This window comes from Agreia sp. Leaf283 (assembly GCF_001422485.1).
Classification (GTDB): domain Bacteria; phylum Actinomycetota; class Actinomycetes; order Actinomycetales; family Microbacteriaceae; genus Agreia.
In genome coordinates, this window is sequence record NZ_LMNF01000001.1 from 1,409,011 (window position 1) to 1,422,708 (window position 13,698).

Annotated in this window: 10 protein-coding genes; 4 read left to right on the forward strand and 6 right to left on the reverse strand. The window is 69.4% G+C overall.

Annotated features, from left to right (window positions below; genetic code table 11):
- Nucleotides 1-198: 198 nt before the first annotated feature.
- Nucleotides 199-912: an HAD family hydrolase gene (locus tag ASF51_RS06375; RefSeq protein WP_235497153.1), complete on the forward strand. Its 714-nt coding sequence runs from the start codon at nt 199-201 to the stop codon at nt 910-912.
- 27 nt (nt 913-939) lie between these two features.
- Here ASF51_RS06375 and ASF51_RS06380 read toward each other — a convergent pair whose 3' ends face one another.
- The gene (locus ASF51_RS06380; protein WP_157412028.1) at nt 940-1,611 is read right to left on the reverse strand and encodes a nucleoside/nucleotide kinase family protein; all 672 of its coding nucleotides are present in this window, start codon (nt 1,609-1,611) and stop codon (nt 940-942) included.
- Nucleotides 1,612-1,686: 75 nt separating this feature from the next.
- Entirely contained in the window at nt 1,687-3,435 is a 1,749-nt protein-coding gene (locus ASF51_RS06385) for a cation:proton antiporter (protein ID WP_369797293.1), read from the reverse strand.
- Between the two features lie 139 nt (nt 3,436-3,574).
- Between ASF51_RS06385 and ASF51_RS06390 the strand changes: the two genes are divergently transcribed.
- The 3 genes from ASF51_RS06390 to ASF51_RS06400 all read left to right on the forward strand — a co-directional run bounded on the left by ASF51_RS06390 (nt 3,575) and on the right by ASF51_RS06400 (nt 9,668).
- A complete protein-coding gene (locus tag ASF51_RS06390) occupies nt 3,575-4,816 on the forward strand; it encodes an MFS transporter (protein ID WP_055926633.1) in 1,242 nt (413 codons plus the stop codon).
- A gap of 131 nt (nt 4,817-4,947) precedes the next feature.
- Nucleotides 4,948-6,201 (forward strand): MFS transporter, encoded by a 1,254-nt coding sequence (locus ASF51_RS06395; RefSeq protein WP_055926635.1) that lies wholly within the window; start codon nt 4,948-4,950, stop codon nt 6,199-6,201.
- An 8-nt stretch (nt 6,202-6,209) separates the two neighbouring features.
- Nucleotides 6,210-9,668 (forward strand): bifunctional RecB family nuclease/DEAD/DEAH box helicase, encoded by a 3,459-nt coding sequence (locus tag ASF51_RS06400; protein ID WP_055926638.1) that lies wholly within the window; start codon nt 6,210-6,212, stop codon nt 9,666-9,668.
- Between the two features lie 84 nt (nt 9,669-9,752).
- Here the strand turns inward: ASF51_RS06400 and ASF51_RS06405 are convergent, their stop codons facing one another.
- The 4 genes from ASF51_RS06405 to ASF51_RS06420 are packed head-to-tail and all read right to left on the reverse strand — an operon-like array spanning nt 9,753 to nt 13,626.
- The gene (locus tag ASF51_RS06405) at nt 9,753-10,034 is read right to left on the reverse strand and encodes a hypothetical protein (RefSeq protein WP_055926640.1); all 282 of its coding nucleotides are present in this window, start codon (nt 10,032-10,034) and stop codon (nt 9,753-9,755) included.
- 44 nt (nt 10,035-10,078) lie between these two features.
- The gene (locus ASF51_RS06410) at nt 10,079-11,179 is read right to left on the reverse strand and encodes a GNAT family N-acetyltransferase (RefSeq protein ID WP_055926642.1); all 1,101 of its coding nucleotides are present in this window, start codon (nt 11,177-11,179) and stop codon (nt 10,079-10,081) included.
- 29 nt (nt 11,180-11,208) lie between these two features.
- Nucleotides 11,209-12,876: an alpha-amylase family protein gene (locus tag ASF51_RS06415; protein WP_055926644.1), complete on the reverse strand. Its 1,668-nt coding sequence runs from the start codon at nt 12,874-12,876 to the stop codon at nt 11,209-11,211.
- Nucleotides 12,877-12,903: 27 nt separating this feature from the next.
- Nucleotides 12,904-13,626 (reverse strand): SDR family oxidoreductase, encoded by a 723-nt coding sequence (locus tag ASF51_RS06420; RefSeq protein WP_055926646.1) that lies wholly within the window; start codon nt 13,624-13,626, stop codon nt 12,904-12,906.
- Between the last annotated feature and the right edge of the window lie 72 nt (nt 13,627-13,698).

A 13,698-nucleotide genomic window follows, 5' to 3' on the forward strand; every position in this document is an offset into this window, starting at 1 on the left:
GGCGCGACGACGCCACGCGATCGGCGGGACGGGCGCGCGTGGCGCGGTTGCGCCCATCCGAACGTTCCGGATGGGCGCGACGACGCCACGCGACAGCGAATCGAGCCGAGCCGGGTCGCTCGCTCGAGCGCAAGGGGGTCGAGCGCATCCCGGCGGGAGGACTAACGTGGCCGACTTCACACCAACCGAGAGGACACGATGGCCACCGGCGAAAGCTCCGACGACACCACCCGCAGCGCTGAGAACGAGCCCGAGACCTGGTCTCCGATGCCGAAGGCGGTGCTGTTCGACATCGACGGAACCTTCGTCGACTCCAACTACCTGCATGTGGATGCCTGGAGCCGGGCCTTCGAGAAGGTCGGTCACCCCGTCGAGGCCTGGCGCATCCATCGCTCGATCGGACTCGACAGCGATCGACTGGTCGAGACCCTGCTCGGCGACGACGCCGACGAGCTCGGAAGCCGCGCGAAGCAGCTGCACACCGATCTCTACGGTGAGATGTACGACCGGCTGATTCCTCTTCCCGGAGCCGTCGAGCTGCTCCACGCGCTCGCGGACGCCGGCATCAGGGTCGTGCTCGCGACGAGCGCACCCGAGGACGAGCTCCACGTTCTCACGGGCGTGCTCGACTCCGACGACGCCCTGCACGCGACGACCTCGTCAGACGACGTGGACACCGCGAAGCCCGAGCCCGACATCGTGAACGTGGCACTCGAGCGCGCCGGGGTGCAGGCATCCGAGGCGCTGTTCGTCGGTGACGCCGTGTGGGACATGGTGGCGGCGGAGCGCGCGGGCGTGCGGTCGATCGGCGTGCGCACCGGCGGGTTCGGCGCCGACGAACTGACGGATGCCGGCGCGACGCGGGTCTTCGACGACACCGCGGCGATTCTGGCCGCGTTCAGAAAGCGGTGACCGGGGTCGGCCTGCGGGCGGCCCCCTTTAGATGAGTCGCAGGATCGCGTCTGCCCTGGATGCCGTGGCCGCGATCGCCTCGGCATTGCGTTGGTCGCTGCCGAGCGCCCAGAGTTCGGCCTCGGCGCGGGTCTTTCCGTAGGCCTCGTGTCGCCTGATCAGCCTGTCTTGTCGCACCGATTCGGGTGGAGCGAGGAACCAGACCTGGTCGATCGCGGCTCGCGCCCGGGGCCAGGCTCCGCTCTCGAGCAGCAGGTAGTTGCCCTCGGTGATGATGAGCGGGGTCTCCGGGTGGATCGGAATCGATGACCCGATCGGCTCCTCGATCTCGCGGAGGAACCGCGGGGCGTAGACGATGCCGTCGTCGTCACCGACGTCATCCGCATTCGACCGCCGCTGATCGCGGATGCGGCTCATGAGGCCCGCGTAACCGGCCGCATCGAAGGTGTCGTGCGAGCCCTTGCGATCGCGGCGCCCCAGCGCGCGCAGTACCTCGTCGGCGAGGTGGAAGCCGTCCATGGGCACCAGCTCTGCGAGGGCGGGGCCGAGAGCGTCGACCAGCTGACCGGCCACGGTCGACTTGCCCGCGCCCGGCGCCCCCGTCAGGCCCAGGATGTGGCGCCGGCCGGGGATGGCGAGGCCACGGGCCCGGTCGACCAGCTCGTCGAACGAGAGGTCTTCTGCAGTCAGATCGATCACGTGGCTATCTCCGGAAGGCGGGAGGGGTGGGGAGGGGTGGAAAAGGGAACGGCGTCATTCGAGGCCCGCCCCCCGTCAGTGGTCCGACGCGCGGGGCCTCAGCCGAGTCTCCTCGACGTCGAGCATCGCCTGGGCCTGGGCGAGGATTCGCGAGGGGTACGCGCCCCGGCGCCGCGCATCCAGAAGCCGTTCGCGTTCGGCCAGCACCACGGCCAACCGCAGCTGCCGGTAGACGCGGTGCGGCGTCTCGCCGTCGCCCGAGTAGGTGGGCGACGCCTCGTGCGAGCGTTCCCAGGCGGCTTCGGCCCTGAGGAACGACGACTGGCGAACGCGCTCCACCACGTCGGGATCGACGTCGTTCGTGCTGTCGGTGGCCGCAGCGGGGTCGTCGAGCACGGCCAGGCCGGCGAAGCTGATCTCGTCGAGCAGGGTGGCGAGCTCGCGCCGGTCCTCCGCCTCGTCGACGCCCTGGATTCCGAGCAGGCGGATGAGCCAGGGCAGAGTGCCGCCCTGCACGATCAGGGTCACCACCGCGACGGTGAACGCGATGAGGATGAGCTGCGAGCGGTAGGGGATGTCGGCCGGCAGCGACTGCGCAGCCGCCAGCGTGACCACGCCGCGCATGCCCGACCAGCTCAGCACGATGCCTCCGCGCCAGTCGATGCTCTCGCGGCGCAGCTGCTCGAGGTCGCTGCGCCTGCGCTGGTACATGCGCTCTTCCCGCAGGCGTCGCCGCGCCGTCCAGACGCCTCGGTGGGGTGTCTTTCGATAGTGATAGAGCGCGAGCAGGTTCTTGTAGGTGAGCTTCTCGGCGTGTTCCGCGCGTCTCTTCAGCAGATACACGAGGGGGCCGATCCAGAGGAAGCGCACGAGCGTCAACGCGACGACGGCGATGAGGCCGAGCCCGATGGCATCCGTGACGCTCAGCACCTCGGGGTTCTCGACGTCGTTGATGAGCGTGCGGATCTCGAGCCCGATCAGCAGGAACACGCCGTTCTCGAGCAGGAACTGAATCGTGCGCCAGTTGATGCGGTCGCTGATTCGTGCCTGCGCCGAGAACGCCGACGGCGCGTGGTGTCCGGTGTAGAGGCCGGCGACCACCACCGCGAGAACGCCGGATGCGCCGAGCGCCTGGGTGGGAAGGAACGCCAGGAACGGCACGGCGATGGAGATCGCGGTGTCGAGGACGGGGTCGTTGAGCTTGGTGCGCACGAACACCGAGACCAGGCCGGCGAGCAGGCCGATCACGATCGCCACGAAGACCGCGAAGAGGAAGTCGCCGATGGTCTCCCACGGCGAGAGCAGGCCGCCCGCGGCGGCGGCGGTGGCCGACCGCAGCAGCACCAGGGCGGTCGCGTCGTTCACGAGGCCCTCGCCCTCGAGCACGGTCAGGATGCGCGGCGGCAACCCGAGACGGCGGCCGATCGACGTGGCGGCCACGGCGTCGGGAGGGCTGATGATCGCGCCCAGGGCGATGGCCGCGGCCAGATTGAGGTCGGGCAGCATCGTGAAGAGGAGGAAGCCGGAGCCGAAGGCGGTGACGATGACGAGCACGACCGAGAGGCTCGTGATGGTGCTGAAGTTGCGTCTGAAGTCGACGACGGGCACGCTGATGGCCGCCGCGTAGAGGATGGGCGGAAGCACCACGTCGAGCACGAGCTCGCCCTCGATGTGCAGTTCGGGGAATCCGGGCAGGAACGAGATTCCGACGCCGACGATCACGAGAATGATGGGAGCGGCGACCCCGAGGCGCTTGGAGAAGTATGCGACCGCGACAATGACCGCGATGCCGAATACTGCGTAGACGCCGAGTTCCATGGTCATCACAGGGTACTGGGGCTATGTTCCGGCCACATTTCGTGGCTCACGTTCGTCGAGCCTGTCGAGACGCCTCCATGGTCGTTCGTCGAGCCTGTCGAGACGCCTCGGGCACAACTACATGCCCAGGCTATATAGTTGATCAGTGCCAACTTCTACTTCACCCCACACCGGATCCATCCTCAAGCAGCCGCTCGCGGTCTGGGCGGTCGCCTTCGCCAGCGTCATCGCGTTCATGGGCATCGGCCTCGTCGACCCGATCCTGCCCGCCATCGCGAAGAGCCTGAAGGCCAGCCCCACCGAGACCTCGCTGCTGTTCACGAGCTACCTCGTCGTCACCGGCCTCGCCATGCTCATCACGAGCTGGATCTCGAGCCGCATCGGCGCCAAGAAGACGCTGCTCATCGGCCTCGCGCTGATCATCGTGTTCGCGGCGCTCGCCGGATTCGCGGGCAGCGTCGAGGGCGTCATCGGCTTCCGCGCCGGATGGGGGCTCGGCAACGCGCTCTTCATCTCCACGGCCCTGTCGACCATCGTCGGCGCGGCCAGCGGCGGAAGCGGAGCGGCGATCACGCTCTACGAGGCCGCGCTCGGCGTCGGCATCGCCGTCGGCCCCCTGCTCGGCGGCACCCTGGGCACGATCAGCTGGCGCGGTCCGTTCTTCGGCACCGCGGTGCTCATGGCCGTGGGATTCATCGCGATCGTCACGCTGCTGCGCGAGGACAAGTCCATCGCCCGCACACCCACGAAGCTGTCGGCGCCGTTCACCGCGATGAAGGTGCCCGGCATCCGCTATCTCGCCGGAATCGCCCTGTTCTACAACATCGGCTTCTTCGTGCTGCTGGCCTACACGCCCTACCCCCTCGGGCTGAACGAGATGGGCCTCGGCTACACCTTCTTCGCGTGGGGTCTCTCCGTGGCCTTCACCTCGGTGTTCGTCGCGCCCCTGCTCACGAAGCGCATGAAGCGCACGAGCGTGCTCAAGCTCGTGCTCACGATCCTCGCGCTCGACCTGGTCGCCGGCGGCATCGTGATCGACTCGCAAGCCGGACTCATCGTCTGCATCGTCATCGGCGGGCTCATGCTCGGAATCGTGAACACGGTGCTGACCGAGAGCGTGATGGAGGCGAGCGACCTGCCCCGATCGGTGGCGTCGTCGTCGTATTCCGCGGTGCGCTTCCTCGGTGGTGCGTTCGCCCCTCCCGGTGCCGCAGCCCTGGCTGCCGCGATCTCGCCGAGCGCGCCCATGTACGCGGGAGCCGCATCCGTGCTGGTCGCCGTGCTGATCGCGTTCCTCGGCCGCAAGGCACTGCGCCGGGTCGACTCCGCCCACGAGGAGAGCCCGCTCGTCGAGGCGGAAGCGATCACGGTGGGCGAGTCGCTGTAGAAGCCCGTTCGTCGAGCCTGTCGAGACGGGCCCCTTCGACAAGCTCAGGGAACGGAAGGCTGACAGGCTCCGTCGTTCGTCGAGCCTGTCGAGACGGGAGCGGAAGCCCGAAACGCCCGTAGCCTGAGGTAGTGCCACGCCTCTTCCGCTCTGCTCCTCGCGAGCGCCTCTCCCGCGACGTCTACGTTCTCGGACTCATCGCCTTCTTCGTGATGGTCGGCTTCGGTGTGGTCGTTCCCGTTCTGCCCGTGTTCGTGCGCAGCTTCGGCGTCGGCTACGCCGAGGTCGGCGCCGTCGTGTCGGCCTTCGCACTCATGCGCCTGGTCGCGAGCCCCTTCGTCGGCAAGCTCATCGACCTGATGGGCGAGCGTGTGGTGCTCGCCGTCGGAATCGGCATCGTCGCCGTCTCGAGCGGACTCGTCGGGATCGCCGCGGACTACCCGCACCTGCTGATCCTGCGCGGCGTCGGCGGAATCGGCTCGGCCATGTTCACGGTCGCCGCCATGACGCTGCTGCTCGGCTCCACCAGTGCCGCGCATCGCGCCCGTGCCGTGGGCTTCTACCAGGGCGGCTTCCTCATCGGCGGTATGACAGGCCCCGCGATCGGCGGCCTCCTCGCCACGATCTCGCTCACCGCCCCGTTCTTCTTCTATGCCGGCACCCTCGCCGTGGCCGGAATCGTCGGCCTCGTGCTGCTGCGGCCCCGCGCGCAGCCCGCCGACGGGCAGGCCGAGGCCGCGGGCGCTCCGGATGCCGACGGCTCGGTGAACCCGCTGGTTCCCCTTCGCGACGTGCTGCGTGATGCGCGCTTCCGCGCCGCCTGCCTCGCGAACTTCGCGCAGGGCTGGAACTCCTTCGGGGTGCGCAGCGCCCTCATCCCCGTGATCGTCGTCGAGGTGATCAAGGGACCGAGCTCGTTCACGGGCATCGCCTTCGCCATCGCCGCCGTCGCACAGACCCTGGCACTCGGCCCGGCTGCGCGCTTCATCGACCGCGCAGGGCGCAAGCCGGCCCTCGTGCTGTCGCTGGCCGCGGCGGCGGTGCTGACCGTGGCCATCTCGTTCACGGGCGACATCGTCACGCTCACGGTTCTGCTCAGCCTCTACGGGGTCGTCTCGGCGTTCCTCGGGATCGCGCCCGCGGCATCCGTCGGCGATGTCGTCGGCCGACGTGGCGGGCGCGGCATCGCCATCTTCTCGATGAGCTCCGACATCGGCGCCATCGTCGGGCCGCTCGCGGCGGGCGCGCTGGTCGACGCCTTCTCGTTCCCCGTCGCGTTCGGCGTGGGCGCCGTCTTCTTTTTGGCCGCGTCGCTCTACTCGCTCCGGATGCCTCGGGCGGTGTCGGCGGCTCCCGCTAGCGTGGGTACGACGACGGAAGGTTAGGCGTATCCATGTTCCTTCTCGACGGCACGGTGGTCTACTCCGCCAGCGACCTCACCGCGGCGGCGGCGTGCGAATGGGCCCTGATGCGCAGGCTCGACGCCAAGCTCGGCCGCATCGACGCGGTCGTCGAGGCCGAAGACGACATGCTGCGGCGCACGGCGACGCTGGGCGACCTGCACGAGCTCGCGACGCTCGAGCGGCTGCGCGAGGCGGGCGGCGTCGTCGAGATCGAGCGCCCCGCGATCGACCAGGTGGCCGTCGCCGCCGAGCAGACCCTCGACGCGCTGCGCTCGGGGGCGGCCGTCGTGTTCCAGGGCGCGTTCTTCGACGGGCGGTTCCTGGGCTACTCCGACTTCCTGGTGCGCGACGGCGTCGACCAGAATGATTCACCTGCGTACTCCGTGTACGACACCAAGCTCGCCCGCAAGGCCAAGATCACGGCGCTGCTGCAGCTCGCGGCCTACGCCGATCAGCTGCAGCAGAACGGCATCCCCACGAGCGAGACCGTGCACCTCATTCTCGGCACGGGCAAGACCACCTCGCATCGGCTGCGCGACATCCTGCCCGTGTATCGCCGCCGGCGCGCACGCCTGCAGCAGCTCGTCGACGACCGCGTGGCCGATTCCGAGGCCACGCCGTGGGGCGATCCGCGCTACACCGCGTGCGGGCGCTGCGCCGCCTGCGCCGAGCAGGTCGAACGCACCCGCGACGTGCTGCTCGTGGCGGGCATGCGGCTCACGCAACGGGCGCGCCTGCGGGCCGCGGGCATCCAGAGCATCGACCAGCTCGCGGTGGCCACCGGCCCCGTCGCCGGCCTGGCCCAGTCGACCCTCGAGTCGCTCGCGGGGCAGGCGCGCATGCAGCTCGAACCGCCGGCCTCGGGCCAGGCGCTGAGCTGGCAGATCGCCGATCCGGCACCGCTCGCCGCCATTCCGGTGCCCGACGACGGCGACATCTTCTTCGACTTCGAGGGCGACCCCCTCTATCAGGAGGGCTCCGCGTGGGGCCTCGACTACCTGTTCGGCCTCGTCGAACCCGACGAGACGTTCGTGGCGTTCTGGGCGCACGACCTGGCCGAAGAGCGGCAGGCGCTCATCGACTTCCTCGACTACGTGGCCGAGCGCCGGGCCCGGCATCCGCTGATGCACATCTACCACTACGCCTCGTACGAGCGCACGCACCTGCTCACGCTGGCCGCCAGGCACGGAGTCGGAGAAGACGCGGTCGACGACCTGCTGCGCCAGAACGTGCTGGTCGACCTGTACCCGATCGTGCGGCAGGGCGTGCGCATCGGCACGCACAGCTACTCGCTGAAGAAGCTCGAGCCGCTCTACATGGGCGATGCCGAGCGGGCGGGAGTGGCCAACGCGGCCGACTCCATCACCGAGTACGTGCGTTCGCGCGAGCTGCTCGCCGCGGGCGACGTGGCGGGGTCGGCACGGGTGCAAGACGACATCGCGCGCTACAACACCTACGACTGCGTCAGCACGCTGAGGCTGAGGGACTGGCTGCTCGAGCGGGCCGCCTCGGTGTCGCGCGACTCCCTTCCCGAGGTCGGCGGCAGGCTCGACTTCGACCTCCCGGTGCGCGAGCCCGATCCGGTGTACCTCGAACTCGCCGCGCTGTCTGCGGCGGTGCCGCTCGCAGAGCGCACGGCCGACGACACGGCGCTCGCACTCGCATCCGCCGCCATCGACTACCACCGGCGCGAGCAGAAGTCGTTCTGGTGGCAGCACTTCGCGCGGCTCACAGGCCCCATCGACGAGTGGGCAGACACCCGCGACGTTCTCGTCGTGACCGACGCGGTCGTGCTGCGCGACTGGTTCCGCGAGGGCAGGCAGCGCAGCGACCGGCGGCGACTCGGCCTGCGGGGAATCCTCGCGCCGGGCAGCTCGATCAAGCAGGGGCAGAGTCCGTTCATCCTCTACGACGCGCCCTACCCGCCGATCCTGCGCGGGCGAGAACCGGGTGCCCGAACCGCCCACAGCAGGGTCACCGTGGTCGAGACCCTCGACGATGGCACGATCATCGTCGACGAGGTGCTCGAGAAAGACGCGCCGCACTACGACGAGCTGCCCGTCGCCCTGACACCGGGCACGCCTCCGCCGCCCGGAACCCAGGTCGACGCCATCAACGAGTGGGGCAGGGCGATCCTCGACGCGCATCCCGAGCCGCTCGTCGACCCCGCCTACGACGTGCTGCGTCGCAGGCCGCCGCGTGCGACGCTCGCTCCCGTGGCCGTCGGCGCCGACGGTGTCGTCGACGTGGCCTCGGCCCTCGTCGACTCGCTGCTCGCCCTCGACCGCTCGTACCTCGCGGTGCAGGGCCCTCCGGGAACGGGCAAGACCTACACGGGATCGCACGTGATCGCGCGTCTGGTGCACGAGCACGGGTGGAGGATCGGCGTCGTCGCGCAGTCGCACGCCGCGGTCGAGAACATGCTGCGTGCCGTGGTGGGCGCGGGCGTCGACCGGGCGCTGGTGGGCAAGAAGGCATCTGGGGCATCCGCATCGGCATCGTCAACGGCCGGCTCCGACGAGGCGTCCGACGAGCCGGCCTTCACCGTGCTGTCGCCCAGCGACTTCGCGCGCTTCACCTCCCGCGACGGCGGCTACGTCGTCGGCGGAACGGCGTGGGACTTCAGCAACGCGTCCCGCATCCCGAGGCAGTCGCTCGACCTTCTCGTCGTCGACGAGGCCGGCCAGTTCTCGCTGGCCTCCACCATCGCCTCCTCCGTGGCGGCGACGCGCCTCCTTCTGCTGGGCGACCCGCAGCAGCTGCCGCAGGTGAGCCAGGGTACCCACCCCGAGCCGGTCGACGAGTCCGCCCTCGGCTGGCTGTCGGCCGGGCACGACGTGTTGCCCCCCGAGCTCGGCTACTTCCTCGCGACATCGTGGCGCATGCACCCCGCGGTGTGCGCGCCGGTGTCCGAGCTCTCCTACGAGGGACGGCTGGTCTCGCACGCCTCCGACCGGCGGCTCGAGGGCATCCAGCCGGGGCTGCATCCGGTGCCGATCGACCACGCGGAGCGCTCGACCTCCTCGCCCGAGGAGGCCGATGCCGTGGCCCGGATCGTCGACTCCGTTCTCGGTCGCACCTGGTCGTCGCGCGGCGTCTCGAGGCCGCTCGGCGAGACCGACATCATCGTGGTGGCGCCGTACAACGCGCAGGTCGAACTGCTCAGGCTGCGGCTCGCGGCGGCCGGGTACGAGTCGATCCCGGTGGGAACGGTCGACAAGTTCCAGGGCCGCGAGGCCGCGGTCGCCATCGTGTCGCTCGCCGCGTCGTCGGCAGACGACGTGCCGAGGGGCCTCGAGTTCCTGCTCCTGGCGAACAGGCTCAACGTCGCGATCTCCCGCGCGCAGTGGGCGGCCTACCTCGTGTACTCGCCGGCCCTCACAGACGCGCTGCCGAGATCCGAAGAGGCCCTCGCCCAGCTGAGCGCCTTCATCCGCCTGGTGTCCTGAGGCATCCGCGCCCTGTCGGCACATCCGCGCCCGGTCGTGCGGCAGCGCATGCGCCCAACGGGGGCGGATGCGTAGCGCAGCCGGCTAGTGCGGGTGCGACGCGGGCTTCGGGTGGCCCGGGATCGAATCGCCGCTCAGGTTGAACTCCGACGGATCCACCTCGATGTCGCCGACATCGTCGGGGCCGCCCGAGCCCGGGAGCACAAGAATCTCCGACGAGTCCATATCGGAGTCGACCGCCGCGCTGTCGGTGACCCGCTCGTCTTGCAACGCCTCGTCGTCTCGCTCGCTCGACGGGCCGTACGACGTGTCCTTCTCGAGGTCTGCTTCTGACGACAATCCATGGGTGCGCTTCTCGTGGGTCATGCCAGCCACGCTATGCGGACAGGCCGCTCTCAACCACCCCCTTGTCAGATCAGATCCTTTCGCCACGCTCCCTCGTAGCCGACGGGCACGAATCCGAGCCGCTCGTTGATGGCGAGCATGTGCCGGTTCTCCTCGGCGTTGAACGTCAGTACAGATGGATGCCCGGGTCGCTCGGTGTGCAGCTGCTGGAGGTTGCCGAGTTTCACGAGCAGGCCGAGCCCGTGGCCGCGGTGCTCGCGCAGCACGAGCGTGTCCTCCTGCCACACGGGTCTGGCGACCTCGTCGCTCACCGACAGCTCGCTGAACGCGACGAGCCTGCCCGTCGGCACGTACTCCACCGCGGCGGTCAGCGAGGTGACGGGCGCCTCCCGGTCCGACTCCTGCTGGGCGACGAGCCGCTCGACCGTCCACACGTCCTCCGGCTCGTCGAGCCCGGCCGATGGCGCGTCGGTGCTCATGCGGGTGAGCAGCATCGCGAGGTCCTTACGCCAGTGCGCCGGTGTGTCGCCGATCCAGTGAACGAGCCAGTAGTCGGCCCCGGATGCTCGGCGCGCGTCGTCGAGACTACGCGCGAGATCGTCGGCATCGAGGGGCAGCCCGAGCCTGCTCCCGCGTTCGACCTGCTCGAGGCGGTAGCCGCGCCCGAGCAGGAAGCGCACCTCGTCGTTGCCGAGTGGCACGGACCCCGAACCGGTGGGCGCCCGCAGACGCTCGCCCGGCGCATCCGGCGACACGACGTAGACCAGCAGCCGAGTTGCGCCGGCCTCACGAGCCGCCGCCTCGACAGCGTCGGCGACGGCCGTGCCGACACCGCGCCCGCGGTATTCCGGCAGTACCTGCACGGCGATCCAGGCCACCGGCCAGCCGTCCTCCAGCCTGGTCTCGACGAAACCCCGGCCGACGATGCTTCGTCGGCCGGGCCCCCGCGCATCCGGCACCGTGGCCACGAACAACTCGCGCGGCTCGTGTTCGCGATGCCAGCTCGGGAGGTCCTCCTCGGCGGACGAGGCGAAGTCGTCCGATCCGTATCCGAGGGCCTCGACGAGGTTGCGGAGCTCGACCGCACGTCGATAGTCGACGACGTTCGGGTCGGTGTCGTCGCCGAGCGACCGCGGAACGGAGACCCTGCGCACCTCGATGGTCATCGTCGACCTCCTCGCTTCGGAACGGTGCTTCAATACTGCGTCGTGTCGCCGCCCCGCACCACCCGCAGCCAGCGGAACCCGTAGCCGTCGAGCGCGATCGAGACCCGGCCACGCGCATCCAGCGCTACGGAATCACCCGAGAGCAGGTCGTTCAGCACGTCGTCGTCTTCGGTGCCGAGCGTCAGCGCGACATCGGCGGGGTCTGAGCCGAAGTTGTGCAGAACCACGACGCGGCCGCCGTCCCAGCTGAGCGAGTGCACGAAGACCGCCGTGTTCGGCTGGTCGATCACCTCGAAGGCGCCCCAGCCGAACTCGGGCGCGTTGCGATAGTGCCGCACCAGGTTCTGGATGAAGCGCAGCAGGGATTCGGGGTCGCGCCGCTGATCTTCGACGTTCACGTGCGCCGGTGCGTAGCCGCCCTCGACCACGGGATTGCGGAGGCGACGCTTCGACGCGCGGGAGAATCCGCCGTTGGCGCCGCCGTTCCACTGCATCGGCGTGCGCACCGCCATGCGGCCATCGGCGTCGAGGTTCTCACCCATGCCGATCTCCTCGCCGTAGAACAGAACGGGCGTGCCGGGCAGCGAGAACAGCAGGCTGTAGACCATGCGGATGCGCCGGGGATCGCCGTCGAGCATGGTGGGTAGGCGGCGCACCAGGCCGCGGCCATAGACCTGCATGCGCTTCTCGGGGCCGAAGGCATCGAACACCTCCTGCCGTTCGTCGTCGGTGAGCTTGTCGAGGGTGAGCTCGTCGTGGTTGCGCACGAAGTTCGCCCACTGCGAGTCGGGCGAGCCCGCCGGGCGGGACAGCAGCGCCTCGACGAGGGGGCGGGCATCCTGCCGCGCGAGCGACAGGTAGAGGTTCTGCATGGCGATGAAGTCGAACTGCATCGTGAGCTCGTCTCCCTCCGAGCCGCCGAAGAACTGCTCCTGCTCTGCGCGCGCAAGGTTCACCTCGCCGAGCAGCACACCGTCGCCACTCCGGCGACCCAGGAAGGAGCGCAGGGAGCGCAGGTACGCATGAGGATCGGGAAGGAGCTTCGATCCGCCGACCACGCCCGACGCGTCGAGCAGGAAGGGAACCGCGTCGACACGGAATCCGGAGAGACCGAGCTGCAGCCAGAACCCCATGACCTTCGCGATCTCGTCTCGAACCACCGGGTTGGTGATGTTCAGGTCGGGCTGGTGCTTGTAGAAGACGTGCTGGTAGTACTGACCGGTCTTCTCGTCGAGCTCCCAGTTGCTGTTCTCCTGATCGGGGAAGACCGGCTCTCCATCGTCGACCGGCTCGTCGCGCCACACGTAGTAGTCGCGGTACTGCGAATCCCTCGAGCTCCGCGCCGACCTGAACCAGGGGTGCTTGTCCGACGTGTGGTTGATGACGAGGTCGGCGATCACCCGCATCCCGCGGTCGCGGGCGATGCGGATGCACTCGACGAGGTCGCCGAGAGAGCCGAGTCGCGGGTCGACCCCGTAGAAGTCGATGATGTCGTAGCCATCGTCACGATCGGGTGTCGGATAGAACGGCATGAGCCAGAGGCAGGTGACCCCGAGCTCGGCCAGGTAGTCGAGTCGGTGCGCGAGGCCGGCGAAGTCGCCGATGCCGTCGTTGTTCCAGTCGAGAAAGGTCTCGACGTCGAGGCAGTAGACGACGGCGCTCTTCCACCACAGGTCTGACGTGTCGGTGATCTTCATGGCTCGAGCCTAGGACGGCACCAGCTGTCAGCCCAGCGGAACGCGACTGTCGTTGAGCTCGGCCGCGTCGCCCCGCCAGAGTCCGACCACGGCCTCGCCGAGCGCATCCACGTGGGTGAAACCGGCGTAGGTCTTCTCGGGGTTGTCTCGCTGCATGTCGTCATCGACGAGGGCCATGATCGAAAACCGTACGGCGGCCGCACGCTGGGGCGTCGGATCGGTCTTGCTGCCCGACTGCGCCCGGCGGAAGCCGTCTGCGACGGAGCGCACCCAGCTCTCCGCGGCCGCCTTCGCCGCGGTGTAGCTGGCGCCCCCGGCGGTCGGACGCTCGACCGAGTTCGACGACACGATCGCCAGTCGACCGGCCTCGCTGGCGACGAGGGCATCGAAGAAGGCGCGCGAGGTGTTGCGCAGGGTGGTGAAGCCCGACTCCATCGCGGCCCAGTCGTCGTCGCTCTGGGCTGTGATGCCAGAGGCTCCGCGCCATCCCCCCACGAGGTGGATGAGCCCGTCGACGCCACCGAACTCCTGCGACACCGACGAGGCGAGCTCGCTGACCGCGGCGAGCTTCGACAGATCGCACACCCGCGTCGTGGCGCCGGGCACGCTTCGCTCGAACGCGCTCAGCCTCTCGACATTCGACCCGACCGCTATGACGCGAGCCCCCGCACCCAGCAGCGCCCGCGAGGTCGCAACCCCCGACGCACTCGTGGCCCCCGCGACAACGACAACCCTGTTACTAACGCTCATGCCCCACCCGTTCCTGCGTTCCCGAGCAACTGTTTCTGTTGCGGACAGTAGTGACCGGCGCACCGGGCGCTA

Bases quoted from the DNA above. Each gene is read 5' to 3' on its own strand.
- ASF51_RS06375 (WP_235497153.1), top strand. From the start codon at position 199: ATGGCCACCGGCGAAAGCTCCGACGACACCACCCGCAGCGCTGAGAAC.
- ASF51_RS06385 (WP_369797293.1), bottom strand. From the start codon at position 3,435: ATGACCATGGAACTCGGCGTCTACGCAGTATTCGGCATCGCGGTCATT.
- ASF51_RS06400 (WP_055926638.1), top strand. From the start codon at position 6,210: ATGTTCCTTCTCGACGGCACGGTGGTCTACTCCGCCAGCGACCTCACC.
- ASF51_RS06405 (WP_055926640.1), bottom strand. From the start codon at position 10,034: ATGACCCACGAGAAGCGCACCCATGGATTGTCGTCAGAAGCAGACCTC.
- ASF51_RS06410 (WP_055926642.1), bottom strand. From the start codon at position 11,179: ATGACCATCGAGGTGCGCAGGGTCTCCGTTCCGCGGTCGCTCGGCGAC.
- ASF51_RS06415 (WP_055926644.1), bottom strand. From the start codon at position 12,876: ATGAAGATCACCGACACGTCAGACCTGTGGTGGAAGAGCGCCGTCGTC.
- ASF51_RS06420 (WP_055926646.1), bottom strand. From the start codon at position 13,626: ATGAGCGTTAGTAACAGGGTTGTCGTTGTCGCGGGGGCCACGAGTGCG.